Origin of the sequence: Streptomyces roseus (genome assembly GCF_001044425.1) — a bacterium.
Lineage (GTDB): Bacteria > Actinomycetota > Actinomycetes > Streptomycetales > Streptomycetaceae > Streptomyces > Streptomyces roseus.
Genome location: NZ_LFML01000001.1, coordinates 1 through 12,810, shown reverse-complemented (window position 1 = coordinate 12,810; position 12,810 = coordinate 1). Strand labels below are relative to the sequence as shown.

Annotated in this window: 11 protein-coding genes; 3 read left to right on the top strand and 8 right to left on the bottom strand. The window is 74.3% G+C overall.

The features are described from left to right. Positions 1 to 122 precede the first annotated feature (122 nt). From ACS04_RS00055 to ACS04_RS00035, 5 genes are all read right to left on the bottom strand, one after another. On the bottom strand, positions 123 to 530 hold the full coding sequence (locus ACS04_RS00055) for a hypothetical protein (RefSeq protein WP_053080637.1): 408 nt from the start codon (positions 528 to 530) through the stop codon (positions 123 to 125). Next, positions 520 to 2,286, bottom strand: a complete 1,767-nt coding sequence (locus ACS04_RS00050; protein ID WP_048474341.1) for a hypothetical protein — start codon at positions 2,284 to 2,286, stop codon at positions 520 to 522. Before ACS04_RS00050 ends, ACS04_RS00055 begins: the two co-directional genes overlap by 11 nt. 160 nt (positions 2,287 to 2,446) lie before the next feature. After that, positions 2,447 to 3,436, bottom strand: coding sequence for a malate dehydrogenase (locus tag ACS04_RS00045; protein WP_048474340.1), 990 nt, complete (start codon positions 3,434 to 3,436; stop codon positions 2,447 to 2,449). Between the two features lie 298 nt (positions 3,437 to 3,734). Next, the gene (locus tag ACS04_RS00040; RefSeq protein ID WP_078864308.1) at positions 3,735 to 4,016 is read right to left on the bottom strand and encodes a DUF3017 domain-containing protein; all 282 of its coding nucleotides are present in this window, start codon (positions 4,014 to 4,016) and stop codon (positions 3,735 to 3,737) included. A gap of 267 nt (positions 4,017 to 4,283) precedes the next feature. After that, entirely contained in the window at positions 4,284 to 5,147 is an 864-nt protein-coding gene (locus ACS04_RS00035; RefSeq protein ID WP_048474338.1) for a bifunctional methylenetetrahydrofolate dehydrogenase/methenyltetrahydrofolate cyclohydrolase, read from the bottom strand. A gap of 304 nt (positions 5,148 to 5,451) precedes the next feature. Here ACS04_RS00035 and ACS04_RS00030 point away from each other — a divergent pair, with 304 nt between their 5' ends. Continuing rightward, positions 5,452 to 6,138, top strand: a complete 687-nt coding sequence (locus tag ACS04_RS00030) for a hypothetical protein (RefSeq protein WP_048474337.1) — start codon at positions 5,452 to 5,454, stop codon at positions 6,136 to 6,138. A 108-nt stretch (positions 6,139 to 6,246) separates the two neighbouring features. Here ACS04_RS00030 and purH read toward each other — a convergent pair whose 3' ends face one another. Next, complete coding sequence (gene purH, locus ACS04_RS00025; RefSeq protein WP_048474336.1) at positions 6,247 to 7,836, bottom strand: bifunctional phosphoribosylaminoimidazolecarboxamide formyltransferase/IMP cyclohydrolase; 1,590 nt, start codon at positions 7,834 to 7,836, stop codon at positions 6,247 to 6,249. After that, the gene (gene purN, locus ACS04_RS00020) at positions 7,833 to 8,456 is read right to left on the bottom strand and encodes a phosphoribosylglycinamide formyltransferase (protein ID WP_048474335.1); all 624 of its coding nucleotides are present in this window, start codon (positions 8,454 to 8,456) and stop codon (positions 7,833 to 7,835) included. The genes purH and purN overlap by 4 nt, the downstream gene beginning before the upstream one ends. A gap of 282 nt (positions 8,457 to 8,738) precedes the next feature. Between purN and ACS04_RS00015 the strand changes: the two genes are divergently transcribed. Then, a complete protein-coding gene (locus ACS04_RS00015; RefSeq protein ID WP_048474334.1) occupies positions 8,739 to 9,347 on the top strand; it encodes a hypothetical protein in 609 nt (202 codons plus the stop codon). Positions 9,348 to 9,377: 30 nt separating this feature from the next. Here the strand turns inward: ACS04_RS00015 and ACS04_RS00010 are convergent, their stop codons facing one another. Further along, on the bottom strand, positions 9,378 to 10,982 hold the full coding sequence (locus tag ACS04_RS00010; protein ID WP_209441576.1) for a cell division protein PerM: 1,605 nt from the start codon (positions 10,980 to 10,982) through the stop codon (positions 9,378 to 9,380). 123 nt (positions 10,983 to 11,105) lie between these two features. Here ACS04_RS00010 and ACS04_RS39970 point away from each other — a divergent pair, with 123 nt between their 5' ends. Beyond that, entirely contained in the window at positions 11,106 to 12,692 is a 1,587-nt protein-coding gene (locus ACS04_RS39970; protein ID WP_048474333.1) for a helix-turn-helix domain-containing protein, read from the top strand. Positions 12,693 to 12,810: the final 118 nt, after the last annotated feature.

The window sequence follows — 12,810 nt, the reverse complement described above, 5'->3', positions numbered from 1 at the left end:
GGCTCGCGCGGGGGCTCGGGCTCCGGGCTCTCCCGCCGGCCCCGCCGCTGCGGATCCTGCGGATGCTCCCACTGCTGCGACTGGGGGTTCCAGCGGGCGGGGCCGCTCCCCGGGGCCACGGATCACCCCCCGAACGAGGTCAGCAGGGCGGCCAGCGCGGTGGCCGCGCTCACCGAGTCCACCAGCGGGGCCCACCGCTCCAGCGCCCCGCGCAGCCGGGCGGGCAGGCCCGGCCGGACCTCCTCGCCCCCCGACTCCAACTCATCGGCCGCCTGGTCCAGTTCGGCGTCCAGGGCGGTCCTGCCGTCGCTCCGGGGCAGGCGTACGAGGGCCGCGCGGAGGTCGCGTACGGCCTCCAGCAGCTCCTGCGCCCCCGGCCCGGCCGCACCCGCGTCCGCCCCCGTACCCCCGTGGTTGACCGTGCTGTTGGCGACGTCCCTGCCGCCGATGCTGAAGGCGCTGCCCCGTACCTCGCCGATCCGCACCGCCGACAGCCCGTCGCCTTCGCCTCCGCCACCGCTACTGGCCACTTCTGCTCTCCTTGCCCGCGCGCACGCGCCCGTCCTTCCGGTCCGCCGTGTCCTTGCCCTGGTTCACCGTGCTGTTGTGGCTCACCCCGTTGATGCCGAACGCGCTGTTGTTCACCGACTGGATGAACACCCCGCCGTCGGCGACGGTGACCGCGCGCTCCGCGAACTCCTCGGTGAGCCAGCCCGCGTCGTGCAGCGCCTGGGTCACCCCGCCCACGATGCGCTCCTGGATCGTCTTCACGTACCGGTCCATGTCCATCAGCTGGAACAGGGAGAGGTCCTGCTGCGCGCCGAGTTCGCGTACGGACACCCCCGGTCCCGCCGCGTACGCGACCCCGTGTCCGGCGGTCGCCAGCCGCCACGGGACCCGGCAGGCCCCGGCCAGGGTGGCGACGGCCACCCCGAGCGAGCCGGGGGCGTTGCTGAGCGCCAGCAGCACCTTGGCGAAGGGGGTGTTGCGGCGGTGGCGCCGAGCGATGTCGTCGGCCCGCTGGAAATCCTGCCGCACCGGCAGCAGCACGTGCGGCGCGACCTCCAGCATCAGCATGCCGCCCTGCGTGTGGACCCGGATGAACACGGTGATGACGAGGTTCTCGTCCCAGCCGCCGATCCGCACGCGCAGGAAGTGCCGGCGCCGCTCGCCGCCCTCCTCGACCGCCGCGGCCCGGTGCTCGGCGAAGGCCTCCGCGGACACGTCGACCGCGTCCACGTCGGGCAGTCCGGCGGCCGGCAGGAACACGCACTCGTCGATCACCAGCTCGCGAAGCCGGTCCAGCACGCTCGCCTCCGCGGCCTCGGAGCCGCCCGGCGAGGGGATCCGCAGGGCCTCCAGCCTCGGCCGGATCCGCTCGATGATCCCCGCGTTGTCGAGGCGGCGGGCCGTCTCTCCGGCGCGCGGGCGCAGCTCCACCGTCAGCTGCCACGGCAGCCGGGCCTGGCCGGCGCCGCAGAACGGGTTGGCGACGTCGTACAGGACCACCGGCGCGTGCTGCATCCGAAGGATCCGGTCCTGGGCCCGGTGGAAGCGCGGGCCGCCGACCGGGTCGGCCTCCCAGTCCGCGTAGTGCGCGCGGCCGAGCTTGGATCCGATGGTCTGCGCGAGGTGCCCGCGCTGGAAGTAGACGAGCACCGTGACCAGCACGGCGATCAGGGCGACCGTCCAGGAGTAGGCCTCCCCGTAGTACTGGACGATCCTGGGCACCTCCGTGAAGACGGCGAGCGGGTCGATCTCCAGGACGCGCCCCAGGTATTGACCGACAAAGCTCAGGCCGGGGTTCCCCCGCGCGGCCATCTCGGCCGTGAGGGCGCTCTCGTTGCCCGTGAACCCGCGCAGCACGCCCCACAGGATCCGGCCGAGGAGGTAGGCGGCGCAGCCGCGCAGGATCCACTCGAAGAACCGGCCGCCGCGGCCGGTCCGCTCGCGGCGCTTCTTGATCCGGCCGGCTCCGCTCAGGAGCAGCGCCGGCACGAGGAGGAAGACGAAGAACGAGCGGGTGAGGAGGAGGCCGAGGGCCCACGCCGCGACGATCGCCGCGGACCAGGCCACTTCGGTGCGCAGGGCGCGCAGGGCGTGGGCCAGGACGCGGGAGGCGTCGAACCCGTAGGAGGGCGCGGGGAACCGTTCCTCGTGGACGTACAGCTCCTCGATCACCCGGTCGCGGTAGGCGGGGTCGAGGTAGGTGCCGGCGCACAGCAGGCGTCCCGCCTCTGTCGCCGTCGGGTCCACGGGGGCCCTGCCGTCGGGTGTGCCGCTCACGGGTGCTCCTCGCTCGGGAGGAGGGCAACCGTACGGCGCGCGGGGGATGCGGGACAGGGTGGTTCACGCCAAAAGGCCCCGGCGGGTGCGCCGGGGCCTTTCGGGTGGTGCGGGATCGGATCGGCCGGTCCCGGGGTCGGGGCCGGTGGATCGGATCGGATCAGATCAGGCCGAGCTCGCGGACCGCGTCGCGCTCCTCGACGAGCTCCGCCACGGACGCGTCGATGCGCGCACGGGAGAACTCGTTGATGTCCAGGCCCTGGACGATCTCGTACTTGCCGTCCTTGGTGGTGACGGGGAAGGAGGAGATGATGCCCTCCGGGACGCCGTAGGAGCCGTCCGACGGGATGCCCATGGAGGTCCAGTCGCCCGCGGCGGTGCCGTTGACCCAGGTGTGGACGTGGTCGATGGCGGCGTTCGCGGCGGAGGCGGCCGAGGACGCGCCACGGGCCTCGATGATCGCGGCGCCGCGCTTGGCGACGGTCGGGATGAAGGTGTCGGCGAGCCACAGCTCGTCGTTGACGACCTCGGCGGCGTTCTTGCCGGCGATCTCCGCGTGGAAGATGTCCGGGTACTGGGTCGCCGAGTGGTTGCCCCAGATGGTGAGGCGCTTGATGTCGGTGACGTCGGCGCCGGTCTTGGCGGCCAGCTGCGAGATCGCGCGGTTGTGGTCGAGGCGGGTCATCGCGGTGAAGCGCTCGGCCGGTACGTCCGGGGCGGCGGCCTGCGCGATGAGCGCGTTGGTGTTGGCCGGGTTGCCGACGACGAGGACCTTGATGTCGTCCGCGGCGTGGTCGTTGATGGCCTTGCCCTGGGGCTTGAAGATGCCGCCGTTCGCGGAGAGCAGGTCGCCGCGCTCCATGCCCTTGGTGCGCGGGCGGGCGCCCACGAGCAGGGCGACGTTCGCACCCTCGAAGCCCGCGTTCGGGTCGTCGAAGATGTCGATGCCCTTCAGCAGCGGGAAGGCGCAGTCGTCGAGCTCCATGGCCGTGCCCTCGGCGGCCTTCATGCCCTGGGGGATCTCCAGGAGGCGGAGCTTGACCGGCACGTCCGCGCCGAGCAGCTGACCGGAGGCGATGCGGAAGAGCAGCGCGTAGCCGATCTGGCCGGCGGCGCCGGTGACGGTGACATTCACGGGAGTGCGGGTCATGGCCTTCTCCGTTAGACAGCTGGCGGTGGGGCGTCGCTGCCCCATGTGCTGGCGGACGCCGCTCCCCTGCGAATCTTGACGTGAAGAGACATCCGGCGCCAGGCTATCCGACCTTCCGGCGACCCGTTCCCCCGGTCCGTGTGGTGCAGGGCACACGGACCGGGGGTTCGAAGGCGCGGAGGGGTGATTCCCCCGCCTTTGGGCCGTTGGAAACCGCCGGGCGGGTGTCAAACGGGTGTACGGGTGGGCGCGAGCACGCAGGAGTACGTCAGGTCCCCCGGCGCGGGCGCCCGCGGCCTCAGCGGACGGTGAAGCGGACCGCGCTCTCCAAGAACGGGATGTCCAGCACCGGCTTGGGCTCCATCACCAGCGCGAGCAGGGTGATCGCCACGCCCAGCAGCCCGTACGTGACCATGTCCGTGAAGCGGGAGCGCACCGCGAGCATCCCGACCTGCGGCAGCGCGCGCCGCAGCACGGCGGCCGCGATCAGGGCCACGCCGATCGCCAGGACGCCGATGCGGGGGTGGCCCAGTGCGGTCACGAGCAGTCCGACGGCGGTGGCCCCGAGCACGCTGAGCATCGGCCACTGGCGGGCCGCGAGCGCGTCGCCGGGGGCGGCGCGGCCGTGGCCCTCGGGGCGGGCGGTGTCCTTGGTGATGGAGGGGAGCGGCGCGACTTCACGCCCTCGGGCGCGACGACGTCCGGGACGACTGCATCCGGGGCGACCGCCTCAGCGGCGACGGCTTCGGGGGCGACGGTTTCGCGGGCGACGGCTTCAGGTGTCCCGGGCCCGGTTCCGGCCGACGCCCCGGGGCCGGTCTCCGCGCCGGCCGCTTCCGCTTCGTGCTCAGCCCGCACTGGTCGACGTCCGTTCCGCCGCCTCGACGACGTTCACGAGCAGCTGCGCCCGCGTCATCGGTCCGACACCGCCCGGGTTCGGGGAGATCCAGCCGGCCACCTCGGCGACGCCCGGGTGCACGTCACCGACGATCTTGCCGTTCTCGTCCCGGCTGACGCCCACGTCCAGTACGGCCGCGCCCGGCTTCACGTCCTCGGGCTTGACCAGGTGCGGAACACCGGCGGCCGCGACGACGATGTCCGCTTGGCGCAGCTGGGCCGCCAGGTCGCGCGTACCGGTGTGGCACAGGGTGACGGTCGCGTTCTCCGACTTGCGGGTCAGCAGCAGGCCCATGGAGCGCCCGACGGTGACGCCGCGGCCGAGGAGCACCACGTGCGCGCCGTTGATCTCGATCCCGTGGTGGCGCAGCAGCCGGACGATCCCGTACGGGGTGCAGGGCAGCGGGCCCGGCTCGTTCAGCACCAGCCGCCCGAGCGACATCGGGTGCAGGCCGTCGGCGTCCTTGGCCGGGTCCATCAGCTCCAGGACGCGGTTGGTGTCGATGCCCTTGGGGAGCGGGAGTTGGACGATGTAGCCGGTGCACTCCGGGTTCTCGTTGAGCTCCCGCACGACCGCCTCGATGTCCTCCTGGGAGGCCGTCGCGGGCAGTTCGCGCTGGATGGACGCGATGCCGACCTCGGCGCAGTCCTTGTGCTTGCCGTTGACGTACCAGCGGCTGCCCGGGTCGTCGCCGACCAGGAGGGTGCCGAGCCCGGGGGTGATGCCCCGGGCCTTGAGCGCCGCCACGCGGGCGGTCAGTTCGGACTTGATCGCGGCGGCGGTGGCCTTGCCATCGAGAATCTGGGCGGTCATGGACCCATCCTCCCGGATGGAGCGGCCTCGCTTCCAGTCGCGGTACCCGGCGAGGCGCCGCGGCGGGCGCCGCGGCCGGACCGGGCCGGACTCCGCCGAGCGCTTTGTCACGGGCTTGACCCGTTCATTGCACTTGCACAACAAGTGACCGGCCGGTTGCGCCGCGGCTGGACAACTCCGGCCCGATCGGACCACGATGACGGCAATGAGTGCCGCGGGCAGTGCCGGGGGGCGGACCGCAGAACGCAGTGATTCCTCCGTGCGTGCCGTGCGTCCCCGCACTTCCACGGAGGAACACCCCAAGATGAGCTTCGGCGACCCGAACAACCCGTACGGGCAGCAGCAGCCGCCGGCCCCCCAGGGCCAGCCCGGCTACGGCTACCCGCAGCAGGCCCCGCAGGGCGTCCCGCCGCAAGGCGGCTACGCCTACCCGCAGCAGCAGGCCCAGCCCGGCTACGGCTACCCGAACCAGGCGTACCCGGCGGGCCCCGGCGGTTTCCCGGGCGCCCAGATGCCCATGCCGGGCGGGGTCAAGGCCGCCCGCGTCATCCTGTTCATCGTCGGCGGCCTCCAGGCCCTGGGCGGGCTCGCCGCCCTCCTCGGCGGCGCGCTGTTCGCCTCGGCGTTCTCCTCCGGCTCCTCGGAGTACGGCTCCTCGGCGAGCGACGCGGGTGCGCTCGCGGGCGGCGTGATCGTCGGCGCCGGCATCTTCGCGCTGGCCCTCGCGCTGTGGCCGATCCTGACCGCCGCCAAGCTGGGCAAGGGCCGCGGCGGGGTCCGGGTCTCCGGCGTGATCTACGGATCGCTGATGACCCTCTTCTCCGGACTGAGCCTGATCATCAACTTCGCTGCGCTGAGCAGCGACAACACGGCGGGCGCCATCGTGTTCTCGCTGGTCCTGGCACTGATCCAGTTCGGCCTGTCCCTGTGGGTCCTCGTCGGCCTGGCGAACTCGGCCGCCGGCGCGTACTTCCGCCGCCCCCAGTACTAGGAGCTGCCCGCGACGGCCGGGCCGCCGCGACGGGCGTACGGCGTACCGCGTACGGCGAAGGCCGCCACCCGCTGCGGGTGGCGGCCTTCGCCGTGCTCGGGGCCGGGCTCAGTGGAAGAAGTGCCGGGTCCCGGTGAAGTACATGGTCACGCCGGCCGCCTTCGCGGCCTCGACGACCTGCTCGTCACGGACCGAACCGCCCGGCTGGACCACGGCCTTGATGCCGGCCGCGGTCAGGATCTCCAGCCCGTCCGGGAAGGGGAAGAAGGCGTCGGAGGCGGCGTACGAGCCCTGCGCCCGCTCGGCGCCCGCCCGCTCGACGGCCAGCTTCGCCGAGTCGACGCGGTTGACCTGGCCCATGCCGACACCGACGGAGGCGCCGTCCTTCGCGAGCAGGATCGCGTTGGACTTGACGGCCCGGCAGGCCTTCCACGCGAAGGCGAGCTCGGCGAGCTCCTGCGGGGAGAGGGCGTCGCCGGTGGCGAGGGTCCAGTTCGCCGGATCGTCGCCCTCGGCCTGGAAGAGGTCGCTCTGCTGGAGCAGCGCGCCGCCCGAGATCGGCTTCAGGTCGCCCGGCTGGTGCGGGGTGCCGTCGACCTTGAGGACGCGGATGTTCTTCTTCCGGGCCAGGATCTCGACCGCGCCGTCCTCGTACGAGGGCGCGGCGATGACCTCGGTGAAGATCTCCGCGACCTGCTCGGCGAGCTCGACGGTCACCGGGCGGTTGACGGCGATGACGCCGCCGAAGGCCGACAGCGGGTCGCAGGCGTGCGCCTTGCGGTGCGCGGCGGCGACGTCCGCGCCGACGGCGATGCCGCACGGGTTGGCGTGCTTGATGATCGCGACGCAGGGCTCGTCGTGGTCGTACGCGGCGCGGCGGGCGGCCTCGGTGTCCACGTAGTTGTTGAAGGACATCTCCTTGCCGTGCAGCTGCTCGGCGTTGGCGAGCCCGCCCGGCCGGCCGTCCGTGTAGAGGGCGGCGGCCTGGTGCGGGTTCTCGCCGTAGCGCAGGACGGACTTGCGGTCCCACGCGCCGGCCAGGAACTCGGGGAGTACGGCTTCCGGCTCCGGGGCGTACGCGTTCGTGAACCAGGAGGCCACGGCGACGTCGTACGCGGCGGTGTGCTGGAAGGCCTCGGCGGCCAGCCGCTTGCGGGCGGTCAGGTCGAAGCCGCCGCCCTGGGCCGCGGCGAGGACGTCGGCGTAGCGGGCGGGACTGGTGACGACGGCGACCGAGGGGTGGTTCTTGGCGGCGGCGCGGACCATGGACGGGCCGCCGATGTCGATCTGCTCGACGCACTCGTCGGGGGTGGCGCCGGAGGCGACGGTCTCCCGGAACGGGTAGAGGTTGACGATCACCAGGTCGAACGGCTCGATGCCGAGCTCGGCGAGCTGGCTCCGGTGGTCCTCCAGGCGCAGGTCGGCGAGGATGCCGGCGTGCACGCGCGGGTGCAGGGTCTTGACCCGGCCGTCCAGGCACTCGGGGAAGCCGGTGAGCTCCTCGACCTTGGTGACGGGCACACCGGCCGCGGCGATCTTGGAGGCGGTGGAGCCGGTCGAGACGAGCGCGACGCCCGCCTCGTGCAGGCCGCGGGCCAGCTCCTCCAGTCCCGTCTTGTCGTAGACGCTGACGAGCGCGCGCCGGATCGGCCGCTTCGACGAGCTCGACGAGGTGGTGCTGCTCTCTACGGCGGTCACTGGATTGTTACCTTTCGTCCCTCAATGCGGTAGCCGTGCCGGGCCAGGCGCCCCACGACGTCGACGAGCAGCTGGCGCTCGACTTCCTTGATGCGCTCGTGCAGAGCGGATTCGTCGTCCCCGTCCCGGATCTCCACCACACCCTGGGCGATGATCGGACCGGTGTCCACGCCCGCGTCCACGAAGTGGACCGTGCAGCCGGTGACCTTCGCGCCGTACGCGAGCGCGTCCCGTACGCCGTGGGCGCCGGGGAAGGCGGGGAGGAGGGCGGGGTGGGTGTTGACGAAGCGGCCGCCGAAGCGGCCGATGAACGAGGCCCCGACGATCTTCATGAACCCGGCGGACACCACGAGGTCCGGTGCGTGGGCGGCGGTCGCCTCGGTGAGGGCGGCGTCCCACTCCTCGCGGGTCGTGTACGCCTTGACGGGGCACACGAAGGTGGGGATCCCGGCCTTCTCGGCCCGCTCCAGGCCGGCGATGTTCTCGCGGTCGGCCCCCACGGCGACGACTTCGGCGCCGAAGCCCTCGGCTCCGCCGGGATGGGCGTCGATGGCGTCGAGCAGGGCCTGGAGGTTGGTGCCGGAACCGGAGACCAGCACGACCAGGCGGGAGGCGGCCATGGGAGGCCCTTTCTGCGGGGAACAACTTGTGTGATCAGACGAACGCCGGGCCCCCTTCCATACGGGTGACCCTACGAAGCCGCCGACCGCCTGCAACGATACCGGCACACCGCACGGCCCCCGAGGGACGGGGGGACGGGCGACGGGTAGCGTCTGGCATACAAGCCGCATACGGCGCGGTGCGCAGCACCGTGCCGCACGTCAAAAGCCCTTCGACGCACGCCGCTCGCGAGGACCGCGACGTCCACGGACGTCCACGACACAGGGGAAGTAACGCACTCGATGCCGGATCGCCGCCAGCCCGACTCCTCCACCGACGACAACCCCTTCGCGGCTCCCCCGGAAGGCCGCCCCGACCAGCCGTGGCAGCCGCGCGGCAACGGCGACGGCGACGGCGGCGGCCGCCCGGACGAGGACCCCGGATCCGGTCCCGGCGGTCCGGCGCGCTGGGACCCGACGGACCCGATCCAGCGGCGCGCCCGGTACGCGCTGCTGTCCGGCATGTGGGGCTTCTTCTTCGGGATCTTCGGGATCCCCTCGATGGGGCTGCTGCTCGGCGCCCTCGCCCTCTACTGGGGGATCAGCGGGCTGCGCGGGAAGCCGGTGGAGGGCCCTTCCGCCGCGGACGTGGACGGCGTGGCGGGCCCCGCTCCCCAGGGGGGCCTGGCGGCCCTCGGTCCGGCGGCGCGCCCGCAGCGGACGGCGGCGATCGGCGGGCTGGTCACGGCCTCGCTGGCGATCCTGCTGGCGCTGAGCTCGTACGGCCTGCAGCTGGCGTACAAGGACTTCTACGTCTGCCGTGAGGACGCCCTCACCAAGTCGGCGGAGCTGCAGTGCAACAACCTGCTGCCGGACAACGTGCTGGGCAAGGTCCTGAGGGTGCAGCAGTAGCCGTCGCGCCCGCGGCCGTGGCGCCGGGTCTCAGGCCGGGGGCTTGCGGCGGGGCAGTACGCGGGCGCCGGCCACCGGCGGCACGAGGGGCCGGGGCTGCGCGTCGGCCGGCTTCGCCGGGATCGCAGCCGCCGCCAGGCCCGGGTGAAGACCCGTCACGACGGTGAGCCGGCGGGCCGGTTTGGGCGCGGCGGCGGGCGCCGGCTCGACCGCGGGTGGCTCGACCGCAGGCGGCGCGGCCGGGGGCGGCTCCTGCGGGGTCAGGTCCGGGACCAGGGTGCCGGCCGCCCGGCGCAGGGCCTCCCAGCGCAGTTCCCGTACGCCGCTGTCGTGCCACTCGTCGTCGCCGTCCGCGGCGAGGCCGTCGGCCTGCCGGGCGGGCCGGGTCCGCCAGGAGTGGACAGCCACCGCGACCGGCACCGCCGGGACCAGGGTCCAGGCGAGGGCCGCCGCGCCGGTCGCCCACCACACCGGGCCGAAACCGGCCAGGTCCCGCGAGCCGAGCGGCCCGGAGGCGGCGGCCGCGAGCCCGGCCAGCAGCAGCCCGCACACCAGCGCGCCCAGAGCCGCCGTCAGGGCGGTTTCCCCGTACGAGACTTCACGCGCCCGGCGTACGGCGAACCACCCGACTGCCAGCCCGGCCAGCACCGGCACCCCCGCGGTCGCACAGGTCAGCAGGGTTCCGGGGCCCTCCGACGGCAGCGCCGCCAGCAGCGGGAACCTCGGCAGGGCGGGCGATCCGGTGAAGCCGAGCGGGGTCGCGGTGGCGCCCGCGCCGAGGGCGAAACCGGGGCCGAGGGCGTAGGCGGCGCCCCAGACCGCCGCGTTCGGCAGCAGTGCGACCGCGAGGAGCAGGACCGCGAAGCGGCCGGACCAGACCCCGGTCAGCGCCAGGAAGGAAGCCTGCACCTCGGCGGCGTGCCACGCCAGCGAGGCCCCGACGATCAGCGCGCCCCCGCCCAGCAGGACGAGCGCCCCGGCGGCTCCGGCCCGCAGCGCGAGGGCGTAGCGGGGTCGGGCGGCGGCCCGGCGCAGGGCCGCCGGAATCCGGTGCGGCAGCGGGCCGACCGGACGCCCCTTGGCCGACCAGACCCCGCCCGCGGCGGCGAGTACGGCGACGAGCGGGACGTGCCACGCGGCGCTGAGCGGGTCGGCGGGCATCGGGCCGGTGGCCGCGTACACGGTCGCGAGCGCTCCCACGCAGAGGTATCCGCAGGTCACGGCGGAGAAGATGGCGGAAGCGGGCAGTACTTCGTCCGCGTCCGCGCCGTCGCCGGGGGCGCTGCCGAGCCGTGCCGCGCGGCGCATGAGCAGGGCGGGCAGCGCGACGAGCAGCAGCGGGGTGACGCCGACGGGTGCCGGTACCCCCGAGAGGGTCTCGTAGCGGACGAGTTCGGTCCCGTGGGCGAGCAGCCAGAGCCCGGCGGCCAGGTGCAGGGCGCCGCCGGGGCCGCTGTCGGGGTAGGGCGAGCTGATCCAGAGCACGATGACGAGCACGGCGAGGAAGCCGAGCCCCAGCCCGGCGGCGACGGCCCCGCCCAGGACACAGGCGGCGGCAGCCGGCGAACGGCGCCGCCCGGCGGCGGCTTGGGGGGCCGCCGGCAACGGGGTCTCGCGTTCGGTCACTTGGGTCACCACGCCATGGTGCCAACGACACGCGCTATGGGCGGGTAACAGGCGAATGTCCGTGGTGTCGCTCAATATACGTTTTATGTACTTTTTCGCCCAGGGCTGCCGGCAGGTCACGGGGAGTGTGGCATGACAAAGAGCGTCGAGGAGCCGAGGCTCCCCTCGCCCAAGGAACGCCGCAGACTGCGCGAGGCGGCCGGCCTGTCGTACGAGGCCGTCGCGACGGCGGTAGGCGTCCGGGCCAACACGGTCCGCTCCTGGGAATCGGCCCGCACCAGCCCGCGCGGCCGCAAGCGCGAGGCGTACGCCGCGCTCCTCAGATCCCTGACAGCGGAGGCGGAGGCAGAGGCCGGGGCGGAGGCAGAGGCGAAGGCGCCGGGCGCTGCGGGCCCCGGGGACTCCGTGCCCGCTTCGCCGGAGCCGGCCGACTCCCCGGCGGCCGAGGGCTCCGCGTCGCGCGTGCCGGGGGTCATGCGGCCCTTCGGGATGACCGGGCACGGGCCGCGGACCCGGCCGCCGGTCGCGGCCAAGCGGGCGGCGAAGCCGCCCACCGCCACGCCCCGCCACGAGGCGCGGTTCACCGTCAGGGCCACCGCCCGGGCCATCGGCACGCCCGGACGCGCGAGCTCCGCGCCCGTACCGCATCGGCCCGCGCCGCAGCCCGCCCCCGCCGGAGCCACCACGGCCGGTCCCGGCGGACCCCCCGCCGTGACCGCCACGGCGGCCCCCTGCGAACCCCCCGCCCTCACCACGACCACCGCCCCGGAGGGGAGCGGCGAACCCCCCGCCGAGGCCGCCGCGCCCGTGCCGGCCGCGGACCCGGCCGCCGGGGACGCCACCTCCGACGGGCCCGGGCCCGCCCCGGACACCGACCCGATCGCCGCCGCGCAGACGCCCTGCGCGCACGGGCCCGGGGCCGCGTTCGATGCCCTGTACGAGTACGCCGCCCCGGCGCTGGCGCGCCAGGCGTACCTGCTCACCGGGCGCCGCGGGCTCGCGCACGAGGCCGTCGAGCGGGCCTTCCAGCTCGCCTGGGCACGCTGGCCCGAGGTGGCGGCCGATCCCGATCCCGTCGGCTGGGTGCGCGCGGCCGCGTACGAGTACGCCCTCTCCCCCTGGCACGCGTTCCGCCGCGCCCACAAGCACCCCGACAAAGCCCCGGCCGCCCCGGCCGACCGGATCCTGATGGACGCGATGCTGGCGCTCCCTGCGGCCCACCGCCGCACCGTCCTGCTCTACGACGGGGTCGGCCTCGACCTCCCGGACACCGCCGCCGAGACCGAGGCCACCACCCCCACCACCGGCAACCGCATCCTGCACGCGCACGCCGCCCTCGCCGACCGCATCCCGGAACTGGCCGCCGCGCCCCCCGAGAAGCAGTCGGCGGTGCTGCGCGAGCGGCTCGGCGCGGTCGTTCCGGCCGTTCCGCTGGAGCCCCGCCCCGCGGCCACCGTACGGAGGGACGCGGAGTACCGCGCCACCCGCCTGACCCGCGCGTTCCTCGGCCTGACGGCCGTGATCGCCGTCGCGACCGCGTACACCACCGTCACCGCGCCCCGCCAGTACGAGCCCCCCGTCGCGCCCGGCGCGAGCGTCTCCGGGGTCCCGCCGCTCGCCGGCCCCCAGCGGCTCACCGACGAGACCCGGCAGCTGCGCGAAAGGCTGCGCGCGCATCCCGCCCACCGGCCCGAGCGGATCGCGCCCAGCCTCGAATAGCCGAAACGGGCGTGGCCCGCACCCCTCCGGGGGGACGCTGTTGGCGAATTGCGGGCCGCTCTAGCGTGACGTCGGTCCCCGAGACCTGGTTGGTCTCGGGGACCGACGTTTTTCGTGT